At 33.8% G+C, this 15,777-nt stretch carries 13 protein-coding genes; 10 read left to right on the top strand and 3 right to left on the bottom strand.

Annotation, left to right across the window (positions count from 1 at the left end; all coding sequences use genetic code 11):
• Positions 1-2: 2 nt before the first annotated feature.
• From pseC to pseI, 5 genes are read left to right on the top strand one after another with little or no spacing between them, the layout of a single operon-like run.
• Positions 3-1,196 (top strand): UDP-4-amino-4,6-dideoxy-N-acetyl-beta-L-altrosamine transaminase, encoded by a 1,194-nt coding sequence (gene pseC, locus AC1M36_RS12375; protein WP_479845914.1) that lies wholly within the window; start codon positions 3-5, stop codon positions 1,194-1,196.
• A gap of 20 nt (positions 1,197-1,216) precedes the next feature.
• The gene (locus AC1M36_RS12370; RefSeq protein ID WP_336453951.1) at positions 1,217-1,954 is read left to right on the top strand and encodes a glycosyltransferase family protein; all 738 of its coding nucleotides are present in this window, start codon (positions 1,217-1,219) and stop codon (positions 1,952-1,954) included.
• Between the two features lie 5 nt (positions 1,955-1,959).
• The gene (pseG, locus tag AC1M36_RS12365; protein WP_336453950.1) at positions 1,960-3,045 is read left to right on the top strand and encodes a UDP-2,4-diacetamido-2,4,6-trideoxy-beta-L-altropyranose hydrolase; all 1,086 of its coding nucleotides are present in this window, start codon (positions 1,960-1,962) and stop codon (positions 3,043-3,045) included.
• Positions 3,046-3,062: 17 nt separating this feature from the next.
• Positions 3,063-3,641, top strand: a complete 579-nt coding sequence (locus tag AC1M36_RS12360) for a formyl transferase (RefSeq protein ID WP_336453949.1) — start codon at positions 3,063-3,065, stop codon at positions 3,639-3,641.
• 15 nt (positions 3,642-3,656) lie between these two features.
• Complete coding sequence (gene pseI, locus AC1M36_RS12355; protein ID WP_336453948.1) at positions 3,657-4,706, top strand: pseudaminic acid synthase; 1,050 nt, start codon at positions 3,657-3,659, stop codon at positions 4,704-4,706.
• A 308-nt stretch (positions 4,707-5,014) separates the two neighbouring features.
• On the opposite strand, the gene AC1M36_RS12350 is transcribed toward pseI, so the two are convergent.
• Complete coding sequence (locus AC1M36_RS12350) at positions 5,015-6,151, bottom strand: glycosyltransferase (protein WP_420792376.1); 1,137 nt, start codon at positions 6,149-6,151, stop codon at positions 5,015-5,017.
• A gap of 321 nt (positions 6,152-6,472) precedes the next feature.
• On the opposite strand from AC1M36_RS12350, the gene AC1M36_RS12345 reads away from it, so the two are divergent.
• Both AC1M36_RS12345 and AC1M36_RS12340 read left to right on the top strand, forming a co-directional pair.
• Positions 6,473-6,703, top strand: coding sequence for a CGEA protein (locus tag AC1M36_RS12345; protein ID WP_336453946.1), 231 nt, complete (start codon positions 6,473-6,475; stop codon positions 6,701-6,703).
• A gap of 515 nt (positions 6,704-7,218) precedes the next feature.
• Positions 7,219-8,381, top strand: a protein-coding gene (locus tag AC1M36_RS12340; RefSeq protein ID WP_479845913.1) for an IS3 family transposase whose coding sequence is annotated in 2 segments (ribosomal slippage) — positions 7,219-7,486 and positions 7,486-8,381 — 1,164 coding nt in all. Because the reading frame shifts where the segments join, the coding sequence is not laid out codon by codon here.
• Between the two features lie 183 nt (positions 8,382-8,564).
• On the opposite strand, the gene fabI is transcribed toward AC1M36_RS12340, so the two are convergent.
• Positions 8,565-9,341, bottom strand: a complete 777-nt coding sequence (gene fabI, locus AC1M36_RS12335; protein ID WP_336451007.1) for an enoyl-ACP reductase FabI — start codon at positions 9,339-9,341, stop codon at positions 8,565-8,567.
• 475 nt (positions 9,342-9,816) lie between these two features.
• Here fabI and AC1M36_RS12330 point away from each other — a divergent pair, with 475 nt between their 5' ends.
• From AC1M36_RS12330 to AC1M36_RS12320, 3 genes are all read left to right on the top strand, one after another.
• A complete protein-coding gene (locus tag AC1M36_RS12330; RefSeq protein ID WP_336451006.1) occupies positions 9,817-10,977 on the top strand; it encodes an FtsW/RodA/SpoVE family cell cycle protein in 1,161 nt (386 codons plus the stop codon).
• Positions 10,978-11,056: 79 nt separating this feature from the next.
• Positions 11,057-11,797 carry a bis(5'-nucleosyl)-tetraphosphatase PrpE gene (gene prpE / locus AC1M36_RS12325; protein ID WP_336451005.1) on the top strand — a complete coding sequence of 247 codons (741 nt, stop codon included), beginning with the start codon at positions 11,057-11,059 and terminating at the stop codon, positions 11,795-11,797.
• 180 nt (positions 11,798-11,977) lie between these two features.
• Positions 11,978-12,490 (top strand): hypothetical protein, encoded by a 513-nt coding sequence (locus AC1M36_RS12320; protein ID WP_336451004.1) that lies wholly within the window; start codon positions 11,978-11,980, stop codon positions 12,488-12,490.
• Between the two features lie 367 nt (positions 12,491-12,857).
• On the opposite strand, the gene AC1M36_RS12315 is transcribed toward AC1M36_RS12320, so the two are convergent.
• Positions 12,858-15,641 carry a dynamin family protein gene (locus tag AC1M36_RS12315; protein ID WP_336451003.1) on the bottom strand — a complete coding sequence of 928 codons (2,784 nt, stop codon included), beginning with the start codon at positions 15,639-15,641 and terminating at the stop codon, positions 12,858-12,860.
• Positions 15,642-15,777: the final 136 nt, after the last annotated feature.

The raw sequence follows: 15,777 nt of genomic DNA, 5'->3' as shown, positions 1-15,777 counted from the left end.
TCATGAAACATCTTTTAGCGCTTCATGGAGGAAAACCCGTACGAGATCATTATTTGCCATACGGTAAGCAATCCATAGATGAAGGTGATATCCAAGCCGTAATAAACATTTTAAAAAGTGATTTTATTACAACCGGCCCAACAATAAAACAATTTGAAGATCAAATGGCAGCATATGTAGGTGCCAAATATGCCGTAGCATTTTCAAGTGGAACAGCCGCCTTGCATGGAGCTTGCTTTGCAGCGGGAATCTCCACTGATGATGAAGTTATCACCACATCGATGACATTCGCTGCCAGTTCTAACTGTGTCCTTTATCAAGGTGGCGTGCCGGTATTTACAGATATAAACTCCGATACTTACAACATTGATCCTAATTTAATAAAAGATAAGATTACAAATAAAACAAAAGCAATTATACCTGTACATTTTACAGGACAACCCGTTGAACTTGAAGAAATTTCAAAAATTGCTCGAGAATATAATCTAACAGTAATCGAAGATGCAGCTCATGCATTAGGCGCTACTTACAAAAAGAAAAAAATTGGTTCAATTAGCGATATGACCATGTTCAGTTTTCACCCCGTCAAACATATTACAACAGGCGAAGGTGGAATCATTACAACAAATAATGAGGACTACTATCAAAAACTTCTGCAGTTTCGAACACATGGAATCACCCGTCATCCTAACAAACTAACTGAGAATCATGGTCCTTGGTACTATGAAATGCAATTTCTTGGCTATAACTATCGGATGACAGATATCCAAGCTGCTCTTGGATTATCACAACTGCAAAAACTAGATTCTTTTATTGCTAAAAGAAAACAATATGTAGCAATGTATGATACGGAATTAAAAGATTTACCTGAAGTTATTCTACCAAAACGATTAAACCATGTTGATTCAAGTTGGCACTTATATATCATTCAGTTAAATTTATCAATGCTGAAAGTTGACCGAAAAGAAATCTTTCAAGCGTTACAACAAGAAAATATTGGTGTCAATGTTCATTACATTCCGGTTCATTTACAACCCTACTATCAAAAATTAGGTTATCAAAAAGGAATTTGCCCCCAGGCCGAAAAATTATATGAAAGTATCATTACTCTACCACTATTTTCAGAAATGAGTGAACAAGACGCTAATGATATTATTCATGCAGTTAAAAAAGTAATAAATTTTTATAAAAAATAAATGAATAAAAAGGTGATGAAATGAAAGTTGCTGCTATTATTCAAGCTCGAATGGGCTCAACTAGGCTTCCGGGAAAAATCCTGAAGAAAGTTCTTGATAAAACACTATTAGAATATCAAATTGAACGAGTAAAAAAAGCAAAAACAATTGACCAAATTATTGTAGCTACTACTACAAAGCTCAATGATAATCCAATCATTGAGCTTTGTAAGCAACTTTCTGTTCCTTATTATCGTGGATCAGAAGATGATGTATTATCACGCTATTATGAAACTGCAACAAATTTTTCTGTGGATGTTGTAGTTCGATTAACTTCAGATTGCCCCATTATCGATCCTAATATTATTGATAAAGTAGTTCATTGCTATTTAAAACAGCAAAATAAATATGATTATATCTCTAATACACTAACCCGTACGTATCCGAGAGGACTAGATACAGAGGTTATACCCTATCGAATTTTAAAACGAACATATGAAGAAGCCAATGAGCCCTCACATCGTGAGCATGTGACTGCTTATATATATAACAACCCTGGGAAATTCAAACTGTTAAATGTTCAACATGACTTAGATGAAAGTAAACATCGCTGGACTGTCGACACGAAAGAAGACTTTATTCTGATTAAAAACATTATTACCCGATTATATCCAGTTAATAGCCAATTTTCTTTCAGCGATATTTTAAATTTATTAAAACAAGAACCAGATTTGTTTTATATTAATAGTCATATAGAACAAAAGAAGATAGGTATGTAAATCAGATGAGCATATTCATTCGAGTAGATGCTTCTATAGAAATCGGAACAGGTCATGTAATGCGATGTTTAACCTTAGCAGAGGAATTAAAAAATCGGGGACATCAGGTAGCTTTTATATCTAGGGAATTAAATGGCCATATGTGTAACTTTATAAAATCCAAAGGATACACAGTATATATGTTACCCAAAATGAAACTAGTGAATAATAATTGTAATACCGCTCATGCTCACTGGCTTCAAACTAGCTGGGAAATAGACGCACAACAAACAATAAATATTATAAGTCAGAACATTTCTCCTGTGGATTGGCTTATTGTAGACCATTACGCTTTAGATAAAAAATGGGAAGAAAAATTGAAGGAATTCACCCAATATATAATGGTTATAGATGATTTAGCAGATAGATTACATATGTGTGATGTACTGCTCGATCAAAATTATTATACAAATATAGACCAAAGATATACAAAATTACTCCCTAAAAATTGTATAAAATTATTAGGTCCCAAATATGCACTGCTAAGGACAGAATTTTTAAAGGAACGGAAAAATGTAAGAAAAAGAACTGGTAATCTTAAAACAGTACTCATATTTTTTGGTGGAAGTGATCCCACTAATGAAACATCCAAAGTAATCAAAACTCTAGAAGCACTAGACTGTACACAGCTTCTTATTCATGTAGTTGTCGGTCAAGCAAATCCTCAAAAAGACTTCATTCAAAATTTATGCAAAAAACATTCAAATATGACCTTCCATTATAATATTGATTATATGTCCCGATTAATGAATGAAGCAGATCTGGCAATATGTGCTGGAGGTTCGACAACTTGGGAAAGATATTGTTTAGGGTTACCTGCACTATTAATCTCAGTGGCATATAATCAAATTGAAATATGTAAAGCAGTAGGAAATTTAGGTATTGATTTTTATATCGGAAACTCAGAAAAAATCTACGAGAAAGATATTTGTAATGCTATTGAGATTGTTAGAAGCGGAAACTTTAATTTAGAGGTCTCTTCTAAAAAGGCATTAGAAATTGTAGATGGTTTTGGGAAAACGCGTGTAGTATCGGAGATTTTACTATATTAAATGTTAAGGAAGATATTATGAACATTCTATTATTAGGATCTAAATGTAATAACTTATACAGTTTTCTTAAATCATATGGAGATAGTGTTGTTTTCTATGAAGATAAAATAGACATCCACTCACATATTCTTACTCATATTGATTTTATTGTCAGCTATGGATATAGATATATGATTCCTCCTTCGATTATAGAGAAATTTAATAACAAGATTATTAACTTGCATATATCTTATCTTCCCTGGAATAAGGGGGCTGATCCCAATTTATGGAGTTTTCTTGAAGATACACCTAAAGGGATTACAATTCATTATATAGATAACGGATTAGATACAGGGGATATTATCGCTCAATTGAAAGTTCCCTACAAGGAAAATGATACACTAAAAACCTCTTATGATAGACTATGCCAAGAAATAGAACGACTTTTTATTGAGAATTGGGAGTTAATTCGTTCTGGAAAAGTTACGAGGAAACCACAACCTCCTGGCGGCAGTTATCATAGATTAAAAGATAAAGAAAAGTATTTGAATTTCCTTACTGATGGATGGGATACGTCAGTGAAAGATATAATAGGTAAAGCAAAAATGAACGGTTAGAAAGGAGAAGATAGAATGAAAGATGTTGAGATTAATGGAAGAAAAATAGGTCGTAATCAACAACCATTTATCATTGCCGAAATGTCTGGAAACCATAATCAGTCATTGGAACGTGCATTACAAATCGTTGAAGCTGCAGCAAAAGCTGGAGCACATGCTCTAAAAATTCAAACGTATACGGCTGATACTATGACACTCGATATAGATAATAAAGATTTTAAAATAGAAGATGCAGACAGCTTATGGAAAGGAAACACTCTTTATAAACTATATCAGCAAGCTTACACACCTTGGGAATGGCATAAACCGATTTTTAATAAATGTAAAGAACTAGGTATAACCCCATTTAGCACCCCATTTGATGAAACAGCAGTTGATTTTCTAGAATCCCTAAATGTTCCTTGTTATAAAATTGCTTCTTTTGAAAATACTGATATCCCTCTAATCTGCAAAGCTGCCTCTACTGGCAAACCACTTATTATCTCCACCGGTATGGCTACAATTTCAGAATTAGATGAGACTGTCAAGGCTGCCAAATCAGCAGGCTGTAAAGACCTTATTTTGTTGAAATGTACAAGTACGTATCCTGCTTCCCCGGAAAACACTAATATTTATACAATTCCTCATATGAGGGAATTATTCCAATGTGAAGTAGGTTTATCAGATCATACATTAGGAGTAGGTACTGCAGTCGCAAGTGTTGCACTGGGAGCAACTGTAATTGAAAAACATTTCACTTTATCTAGGGCTGATGGAGGAGTAGACTCCGCGTTTTCAATGGAAGCAGACGAACTAAAATCTCTTGTTATGGAAACAGAACGAGCATGGCAGGCACTAGGGAAGGTTTATTATGGACCGACTGAGATGGAAAAAAGCTCATTAAAGTTTCGTCGTTCTCTATATGTTGCACAAGATATGAAAGCTGGAGATCTTTTAACAACAGAGAATATAAAAGCCATTCGACCTGGATATGGTTTGGCACCAAAATATCTTCCTATTTTGCTAGGAAAGACAGTGAAAAAAAATGTTGTTAAGGGAACACCTGTAAATTGGGATTTGATTTAACGAAAAACTTCTTAAATAGAAAAGCAACCTTCCCACATAAATCTCACCTTTTTTACCTATGAAGCATTTTCTATCAGGGGCTATTTTCGCATTCCGTCAAATAGCCCTACTTCAATTACTATGATTAAAAAAGGTCTCTAAAAAATCCTTTATCAACAGCTATTCTATTGGTCTTTAAGAGTCAATCATTCATCCCATTATGAACGATTTAATGTGCCTCTTTTACATACACACTTATCATTTTTGAATTAGAATTACAGAGCACAATAATATCTTACATCTGTTTCTCTTTTTCAGTGATGAAAAGATTAAAAAATCCCTTTATTTTGACAAGCTACCGATAGATTACTTGCTTTCTCCAATATTTCATTGCGATTTACGAAGAGCTTTTGTAATACTTGTAAGACACTCCTACTACTAATTTCTTTTAGAATCCAACCCCCTTTATATTTTCTTATTTGCTCCGCTGGGGCTCCCATATCAAATGCAATAACCGGATACCCTGAAAACATAGCCTCATTGGTTGTATAAGAAAATGTCTCTGGACATATAGAAGAAGTTATAACGATAGCTATTTTATGTGTTGCTAAAAGATTAGAAATTTCCCTATTATCATATGGGCCTGTTACAACAAAATGTCCACTGGGGCTAACAAATCTTCTTTTATGTCTATCTGTTAACCCAATTACCTTTATACAAACAGGCAGTTTCCTCCTTTCAATTTCCATTTTTAGTCTATATAAAATATGTGACCCTTTATTTTTGTGTATATTTCCTACGAAGGCGACATTAAGCTTTTTTTCACTTGCAAATTCAGGGGTATATGTATAGTGGATATTAGGAGATAAAGGATGTTCCTGTACATCTATAGCAATGTTAGGGAAATGTTTTTTTACAATTTCTTTTGTGCTGTTACTTGGAGCAATTACCTTCTGAGCATTTAATAAAAAAGATTCAAATTTTTTTCTCCAAGCTTGAATATCTGTTTCCTTTCCTCCACTCAAACATGCCGTACATATATTCACATCTGTTTCATTATTGCAGTAAGGACCATTCCTTTTAATTAAATTAACGAGAGGACATATACAAAAAAAATCATGTATAAAATAAATGTAATCAATTCCAGAATGTTGAATGAATTTTATAAAATCAAATATAGGGAATTTAATGAGATGATTGATATAAATGAATTCAATATCCATTGACTTGAGTAGTAATCGGAAGCTATTTTCATCATAACTATGAAACTCGAATTCATCGTACAAGGTTTTTTTTTGATTTATATCTTCTATACGAAACATTCCAGCTCTAAACGTCATCTTATAAATTCTATACTTATGTTTATTTTGCTGAATATACGTATTTTGGTAGTATTCTACGCCCCCGCCTATAGGATTCATCACAAATAAAATACCTTTCTTTTTTGAAGTGCCGACTTTTTCCAACAACACTCCTCCCTCCTCAGTTAAACTTTTTAAGTTATCATCTCAACTCGTCTTCTTCAATAATTTATAAATATATATTTTCATAAACAAAAATATTACACCATTTATTTTTACATAAAATAATAAGGCGAAATTGTGTCCCCGTCATCAAGTAACCACTACCATAAGACAAATGATTACTAAAGTTCATTTCCTTGAATTACCCAAAAATGGATACATGTTTACTTTACCCAAACATTTTATATCCCTCTACATATATTAAATATATCTTTATTTAGAAAATATGTATTCAAATAACAAATTTAAGGTTAGGTGAAAAATATGGCAAATTGCGAAGGTATAGCTTGTTTTTTATTTGATAGTTGGCCACCAGGAACTATTGTTACAATAACAACCCGATCTGGACAAATTATTGGGCCTGCTTCTCTTTTTGCATTTTATTCCAATCTGTGTCTAGTTATATTAGAAGAAGAAAGTTCAATTACACCACCAGCCACTAATTTTATATTCATAAGTTGTGAGGATATAGAAAGTGTCACTATCTCTGCTTAACTTCATGAACTGTAATTTTGTATTCTCAAGTAACAAGAATCAATAACAGGATATTATAACTATCCGATCAAAAAAAATTTTTTCTAACTCTAAAAACATACATGATAAATAAACGCTATCGGATTTGATTGGTTACAATTAAACTACTATTGCACCAGGTATAGAATACTTTTAGATAACACCTAGTATGTAAAAATTTTTCCTCATAAAACTGCGACTTTCTTCCTCTTTTCTAACAAATGAAACTCGAAAAAATTTTTTCATGTGTTCTTAAGTATTGCCTTTTATTATTCATAGCTTTATATTCAATTTACTCTTTTTATTTCCCCTTAGTATTAGTTCTTCCATCCAAAGCATACTAGAAAAACAAATAAGATTTACAATTCGTCTTAAATTAAAATAGAAATAAAAAACGCTATCCTTTCCTATTGGAGTGAACCCTGAGAATGAGACGATAAAAAACACCTCTCTAAATCGTAAGTATCAGTTATGATTTTAATGGAGGTGTTTTTCGTATGGGAAAAAAGACGCATTATCCTGCCGAAATAAAGTGGAAAGTAGTTGAAATGAAACACCAAGGATTCAAAAATAAAGAAATTATGGATGCCTTAGGAATTAAACATGTGGCTCAAATTAAAACTTGGATGAAATGGTATCGTGAAGGCGAAACCTATCGGTTTGAACAATCTATTGGGAGACAATCTGCACATGGAAAAGGCTTAAAAAAGTTAACAGAACTTGAACAAAAAGAATTAGAAATACGTTATTTAAAGGCAAAGATTATATTGCTGGAAAAGTGCAAAGAAATCTTAAGGAGGTGGGAGGAAAAGAAGAAATAATGAAAATGATAAAGGAATGGCAATCAATTTTTACAATTGCAGAACTGTGTTCCATATTTAATATTTCACGTGCTACTTATTATCGTTGGAAAACGCAGGAGAAAACAGTAACTAATCATGCAGAAAAAACCGTAATAGAAATATGTCAACATCATAAATATCGGTATGGATATCGTCGGGTTACAGCTTGTCTACGTGATCAATTTAACATCGTAATGAATCATAAAAAAGTATTACGTATCATGAGAAAATATAACGTATTATCTCGGGTTAGAAAAAAGAAAAAGATATTTGTGCTCGGTCATGAACCAGTGGTAGCTAAAAATAGAATACAACGGAGATTTAAAGCTACCAAGCCTAATGAAAAATGGTTCACTGATATCACGTATTTAATGTTCGGCAATAAGACTCTTTATTTTTCATCTATTATAGATGGGTTTAACAATGAAATTGTAAGTTATAAAATAGGTGAAACACAGGATGTTTCTCTTGTATTAGATACTCTAAAAGAGGCTTTAAGAAAGCGAAATGTGATTGATACGATTTTACATTCCGATCAAGGAAAAGTGTATACATCAAAACAATTTCAAACATATGCCAAAGAAAAAGGCATTATCACAAGCATGTCTCGTACAGGAAACTGCCATGATAATGCCCTCATAGAATCCTTTCATTCTCATTTGAAATCCGAAGGATTCTATGCGCAAAATATAAAACAATCGAATAATGCTAGTATAATACAAACTGTGGAGGAATACATCCACTACTATAATAATGAACGGATTCAGAGAAAATTAGATAATATGTCACCTATAGCTTATAGGAAACATGTTGTCTAGGTGTTTTTTCTTTGTCTCACCAAATGGGGTCAGACCACTGCACATTTTTGCAAAAAGAATAGCGTTTTCTCTTTATATTATATAGATACAAACTTAGTTTAAAAAATATGTTTGGTGTTTTTTTACTCAGAAAATACCAAACATATTTTTAATACCTGTCCTACAGCTTAATAAAACTCTTCATTAACCTAAAATATGATACCCAGAATCCACATGAATGTTCTCACCAGTAACTCCACTTGCTAGATCACTGAATAAGAATAGCGCTGTGTTACCAACTTCTTCTTGTGTTACGTTACGGCGAAGTGGTGCGCGCTCTTCGATTTGTTTTAGGATGCTATTGAAGTCGCCAACACCTTTAGCTGATAGCGTACGAATTGGACCTGCTGATACAGAGTTTACGCGAATGTTGTGCTGTCCTAAGTCGTTTGCTAAGTATCTTACGCTTGCGTCTAATGATGCTTTTGCAACGCCCATTACGTTGTAGTTTGATACTACGCGCTCGCCGCCAAGGTATGTTAATGTAACGATGCTGCCGCCTTCTGTCATTAATGGCTTCGCTGCTCGTGCTACAGCTGTTAATGAGAATGAGCTAATGTTTTGCGCTAGTAAGAATCCGTCGCGAGATGTATCAACGAATTCACCTTTTAAGTCATCGCGGTTTGCGAATGCGATGCAGTGTGCTAATCCGTGCACAACGCCAACTTCTTCTTTAATTGATTGGAAGCAACGCGCGATATCTTCATCGTTTGTTACGTCACATGGTAAAACAAGTGGCTGTTGTCCTTCTAATGATTCTGCTAGATCGCGTACGTTTTTTTCTAGACGCTCACCTGCATATGTGAAAATTAAGTTTGCTCCTGCCTCATGTAATGAACGAGCAATTCCCCAAGCGATGCTTCGTTGGTTCGCAACTCCCATTACGATAATGTTTTTTCCTTTTAAGTTGAGAAGATTCATTTATTTATCCCCCTAAATTTATTAAATAACATCAGTTATTAGTACCTGGTAATATATTTATATCATATCACAAAATTACAAGAAGGCAAAATAAAAATATCATTACGACTGGTTCTTTATTTCTCTCTTGTTCGTCTACTTTCCTGCTACTCAGAAAGCTCAATCTGTATTTCATCTATTTAAAAGTACTTGCTGGATAAATCGCGGCTATGAAAACAAAAACAGACCTACCCTCATTTTCTTCTCTGTGGTCTAACTCGGCACGGGGCTAAAATAGGAACTGACCACTTCTACCCATGGACGGATCCTCCCTCTCACCTAAAAAAGAAAGGTTTTATCTCAATTTATATCTATATAATCTAACATCTCACAACCAAAATCAAAACAACATATTTGCAAACCACTCAAAATCCGCTAATATGGTAATAGCGTCTTTTTTTCATTTTATAAAGAGCAATAGAAAGGACTACGTACGGTGAAAGATAAGAATTCCCAATATCGAATAGATTACATATTGATCCTGATTGTACTCGCAATAGCAACTGTTAGTTGTTTTGCTATTGCAAGTGCTCAGCCATCTTTACCACCAGCTCTGCAAAAAGTAAACTTTGTAGCAAAACAAATTCAATGGTATGTCATTGGGACGATCGCAATTGTTGCCATTATGGTTATTGATTTTGACCGATATAAGCAAATCGCTTGGTATTTGTACGGGTTTGCGATGGTTTTACTGATTGGACTTGAATTAAAAGTTCCTGGAGCTGTAACAATTAAAGGGGCTACTGCTTGGTATAGTGTGCCAGGCCTTGGTAACTTCCAGCCTTCCGAGATTATGAAATTATTTTTAATCATTGTTATTGGCCGCATTATCGTCAATCATAATGAAAAGTATCCATTTCGCTCGCCACGCGAGGATGTAATTTTACTCGGTAAAATATTCGCTGCGAGTTTACCACCACTGCTTTTAATTGCGAAAGAACCTGATTTAGGAAATACAATGGTTATTTCAGCGATGATTGCAGCAATGATTTTAGTTTCAGGTGTACGCTGGCGCTTTATTTTCGGTTTAGCTACTATTGTTATAGCAGCTGCTTCGACGCTAACGTATATTTATTTTGAACATACAGCATTCTTTAAGGAACATATTTTAAAAGAATATCAATTAGATCGTTTCTACGGCTGGCTAGCACCTTATGAATACGAAACGCAAGGATATCAGTTGCGTCAGGCTGTTTTAGCAACCGGATCCGGTGAACTGCACGGTAAAGGCTGGGAGAATGGTCAAGTATATTTCCCAGAACCTCATACCGATTTTATTTTTACAAACATTGCCGAGCAATTCGGATTTTTAGGAGCAAGTGTTGTTATTTCCCTGTTCTTCCTTCTTATTTATCGAATGATTCATATCGCTTTGGAAAGTAATGATCCATTCGGTAGCTATTTATGTGCAGGAACGATCGGAATGTTTACGTTCCAAGTATTCCAAAATATCGGGATGACAATTGGATTGCTTCCGATTACAGGGATTACGCTTCCTCTTATGAGTTATGGAGGTAGTTCCTTACTAACCTATATGATTGCGATTGGCTTCATACTGAACGTACGATCGCGAACGAAAACATTTATGTTTGACTAAACCATATCCACTTGGGTATGGTTTTTTCTATATCCACTTTAGGTATACTAAGAAAAAAACTCGAGATGGAGGTTACAAAATGAAATACGACATTATCGGGGATATTCACGGCTGTTTAGAAGAGTTTCAAGCGTTAACAAAGCAGCTCGGTTATAACTGGGATAGCGGTCTCCCTATCCATCCAGAGAAGAGACAGCTTGCTTTTGTCGGGGATATTACTGACCGTGGTCCCGCATCCCTAAAAATGATTGAAATTGTATGGGAACTTGTTATGAATAAAAAAGTAGCTTATTACGCTCCTGGTAATCATTGTAATAAGTTGTATCGTTTTTTCATCGGACGTAATGTAACAATTGCACATGGATTAGAAACGACCGTCGCTGAGTATGAAGCACTATCAACTCGTGAGCAAAAAATCGTACAGAAAAAGTTTATTGATCTTTACGAACAGTCACCGCTCTATCACGTTCTTGATAACAAAAAACTTATCGTTTGTCACGCTGGCATTCGCCAAGATTATATCGGAAGAACAGATAAGAAGGTCCAAACTTTCGTATTATATGGCGACATTACTGGAGAAAAGCATCCTGACGGCTCTCCTGTTCGCCGTGATTGGGCGAAGCATTATAAAGGAGAAGCGTGGATTGTATACGGGCACACCCCTGTGGCAGAACCTCGTTTTGTCAATCATACGGTGAATATTGATACGGGGGCTGTATTTGGCGGAAAGCTAACAGGACTGCGTTATCCGGAGATGGAGACCGTTTCTGTTCCTTCTTCGATGCCGTTTGTTCCTGAGAAATTTCGCGAGATTACATAATTAAGAAATGCTGATTCTTTCTCTTTCTTCATCCCGGGGTACTAACAGCAAATTCCGGAATATTAGCGGAACCCCAGATAAAATCCAGGTATATTCGATTTATATAAAAACGCCCTGTCAAGACCACTTTCTTTTAAATAAACTGTAATATTAGAGGTAAAAAAAAGGGGGGAATGAAGAGTGATAAGTTTACGTGATATACAATTTATTAATATATGGCTATCACAAATGAAGCATTATCGGGGTAGAGATAAAAAACAGAAGGCTGAAAAAGCTCAAAACATCTTAAAATTAAAATACAAAATGATTGGATATGGGGAAAATAGGATTGTCTATGATCTTAACAATAAATATGTATTAAAGATAGCCATCACTAGATGGGGACTTAGAAGCAATAAAACCGAATTTGAAATATATAAAAACTGTCCTCCTGAGTTACGAGAACACCTTTGCCCTGTAAAAAAGTTTGGATTCGGTTGGATTATTATGAAAAAATTCTCACTTGAAGTTCCTGAAGATGAAATATATAACGAAAAGTTATCCCAATTAAAAAACAGATTTCTAAAGACCGGAATCATACCTGAAGATATATATTGGTATAACGAGCCGAATATGAATAATATGATGCTATCCGAAAAAGATAAAATCATTATCATTGATTATGGAGATTTTAAACGGATCTCATCTATATAAGTTGAACTAAATATTTTCCCATAACCCCATCGCAGCACAAATTCATACAGAATACATTGCCCTACAAAGGCAATTTGAATGATGATTTAGCAACTGAATAAGAAGGTGTAAGAATTAAATTCAGCTTATATAGATGCAGAGTGCCGAAAAAAGTGAAGTAAACAAAAATAACTCCAAAATCAACTTTTATTGTAGATTTTGGAGTTACTTTACGTTTACCCCGCATTAACGGGCAGTAAGACCCCCACCTCAAGATTCAGAGAAAAACGAGGAAGATAGGTGGGGATCAACTGCCCGTAAAAGCCCGATTGGTTCAACTAATAATCAGTGGGGGATGAAGAAAACCCCCACTGATTAAAGTTTCACTTTACTCTATGTTTGTTTCTAAAGTTACATCTGCATCGGAATTATCCTCACCTATATGTAAGATTACTTCACATTGACGTAATCTCAATTCAAAGAGCGTTATAGAATCATGATAAACTTCAGGATCTGACTTCATTTTATGCAGTGTATCTTGTTTTTCTTTTATTTCTAAATGAGTGTTTTCTACAGCTTGTTTCAACGCGCCAAATGGATTTCTAAAGAATATATTAATATCCCGCTCTAGTGCGTTTTCAAATAGCTCAAATTGCAAGAAAAATTTGCTCATAATAGAAGCTGTTACATCGGTATAATCTTCATTTTCTAAATACTGTTTGTATTTGTTATATAGCATAGCTTTATTTTTAGGAAGAACTCCAAATAATTTACCCGCGCTTTTCAGTAAAAATTGTGCTGGTGTAAATCGGCGTAAGATATTTACTTCTTCCATATGTATTCTAGTTGTCATTCTATCAGTATCTCTGCGCCAGTCATCAAGCACTTTAAAGTCACATTCTAACTGTATTCGATTTTCTCCACATAAAGAATTAAGTCCTTCACTGATTTCTTCTAAGTACGATTGACTTTGAAGGAACTCGTTATTAGAAGTTGCAATCCAATTTTGCATAGAGCGAGCAAAATTAGGTAACACAGTTTGTTCTAGATATTTTTGAACTCTTTCGTTCATCGCTGTATTTAGTTCAATATCAATGTGCCCAAAATCGCTTTCTTCACTAATTAAATCAGAACAACTCTGCAATAATTTCGGAATATGTTCTGTAAGATCATTCGTAATTTCGTTTTTCATTGTACGATATGATTCTGTAATGAAATGAATTTTTTCCTTCTCAAAAGCAGCAAGGTTATTAATACAACCATTTAGTTTAACTAATATATCTTCATTCCAGTTAATAGAATCCACTAGGTTGTTTTCCATCTCGACGCGTTTATCTAAAAGATATGTAATTGTTTTTCGAATGAAAAATAATAGCTTTTCAGTACGTTCTGTATCGATATTTTTATGGTTAAAGTTAAACTGAATAAAATCAGTTAAATCGTTTAGCTGTTGGCTATTTGTATATAACGAAGAGTAAGGGAAAATTCTCGCTTGCGGGAAATATGCGTTTACTCTTGCTTGCGTATCATGTATAACTCTTTTTACTTCTGCTTCACTGTAAATGTTATCGATTTTATTTAATAAGAAATGAATTTGTAGATTTGGTATATGTTCTTTAATATTTAATAGAATGTCACGCTCTTTGTCAGTAAAAGGTGAATCCGCATTCAATACGAATAATAATTCGTCTACAGAATTTAAATATTCGAATATTTCATCTCTAGTGTCGTTGTTCCTATTAAAGCTAGGTGTAACAACGAATGTAAGTTTATTTTTACTTAAAAATCTGCATGGTAATTTAAATTCAACACATGCTCTATCTCTATATGTTTGGCGGTGCAAGGACATCATGTTATGGAAATCAGAGAAATTCTCAGTTGTTGTAATTGCTGAATCTGTTATAGCGTTAATTTCTGTATGAGCATCATTTTTAAAGACAACTACATTTGAGATTGAGTTTTCTAATATATTTTCTCCTAGTATAGAGTTAATAAATGAGACTTTTCCGTTTCCTGAAGTCCCAGTTACTAAAATGCGATTTGTCCTTACATCTGCAAGCTCGCCAACTAACCATCTAAATCGATGACCAATTTCTAAATCCTGTTTTTGTGCCCACTGTGTAATAGATTCAAAAAGATGTGAACTATACTCTAAACCATTCACAGGATTAATAGCATATGACAGTAAATTTTCCGCATGTTTTATATTTGCTGAATCTATTTTCGAAGGGAAAATCTCATCCCATGCCAATACTGCTGCAGATGGAAATACAGAATGAGACGGATTGGCTACCTTTAACCAATTTGTTAAAAAATTAGGAATGATATCGTGTAATTGTCTCAGCATATATTGACCTTGAATTAATTCAAAGTACGTTTCTTCGTAAAGAGAAGAAATATTGTCCCATATATCGGACGAATGTATTTCGATATGTAAGAAAAATTCATTTATTGTTTTAAGCCATAATAAGTAATTTTGTTCATTTTTATAGCTGCACCAAAGTGATGAAACAATTTCTGTAAATCGTTCTTGATCTACATTATTTAATGTAACTAATACTTGATAAAAATAGTCTGGTGAAATATTTTTAGTAAATCCTTGATCGATATATTCTTTTAGAACCTCAAACCATAGAAAAGATTCTGTTCGAATTAACTCATTCACAGCAAGTTCTACTGCACTGTCAAAATCTTGCTGTTCTTCATAAAAGGAACGTGCAATTGTTGTGACGTTTGGATAATCGGGATTTAAAGAAACCGCTTCTTTAATAGCAGCGAAAGCTGAATCAAGATTATTTTGCTCGATGTAAAGAGACAGTAATTGCAGTACAATTTCGGTCATAAGTATTTTGTTATCAGTAGTAATCGAGTTATAAACATTTTCAGCAACTGATAATTGATTAAGTTCGAAGTAAGCATCCGCAATATTTTTTTGTGCCCATGGTGCTAATTCATTACTGACTTTCTCCCATTTAAAAATAGCTGTTTCAAAATCTTGATGATGATAATAAAATTCACCTTGTGCAAAACGAATATAAGATCCATCGGAAGTCTCATTTTTTTGTTCGTTTAAATATGCTTCTCCAAGCACTTGAAGAGGTGGATGTGTTTCATTTTCCATTAGGAATGTTTCATAATATATCTTTTTTATTAATTGTTTTTCTAATCTCATTTTTTCCCCCACTACATCTTGAAAAAGTACATTTTTCTCCATGTGTCAACACTTTTTTTGTATTTATGTTTTTATTTTAACAAAGAATTTCTTTTGGAAAATTTCACTTTTCTTTCATTTTTTGAGTAAGATTGAA

It is taken from the genome of Bacillus sp. Medicinal_06 (assembly GCF_056711665.1).
Note: the sequence above shows the minus strand (reverse complement) of the source record. Positions and strands in the feature narration are given on the sequence as shown.

Coding starts and splice junctions, on each gene's coding strand:
- pseC (WP_479845914.1), top strand. CDS start 3: ATGAAACATCTTTTAGCGCTTCATGGAGGAAAACCCGTACGAGATCAT.
- AC1M36_RS12370 (WP_336453951.1), top strand. CDS start 1,217: ATGAAAGTTGCTGCTATTATTCAAGCTCGAATGGGCTCAACTAGGCTT.
- pseG (WP_336453950.1), top strand. CDS start 1,960: ATGAGCATATTCATTCGAGTAGATGCTTCTATAGAAATCGGAACAGGT.
- AC1M36_RS12360 (WP_336453949.1), top strand. CDS start 3,063: ATGAACATTCTATTATTAGGATCTAAATGTAATAACTTATACAGTTTT.
- pseI (WP_336453948.1), top strand. CDS start 3,657: ATGAAAGATGTTGAGATTAATGGAAGAAAAATAGGTCGTAATCAACAA.
- AC1M36_RS12345 (WP_336453946.1), top strand. CDS start 6,473: ATGGCAAATTGCGAAGGTATAGCTTGTTTTTTATTTGATAGTTGGCCA.
- fabI (WP_336451007.1), bottom strand. CDS start 9,341: ATGAATCTTCTCAACTTAAAAGGAAAAAACATTATCGTAATGGGAGTT.
- prpE (WP_336451005.1), top strand. CDS start 11,057: ATGAAATACGACATTATCGGGGATATTCACGGCTGTTTAGAAGAGTTT.
- AC1M36_RS12315 (WP_336451003.1), bottom strand. CDS start 15,641: ATGAGATTAGAAAAACAATTAATAAAAAAGATATATTATGAAACATTC.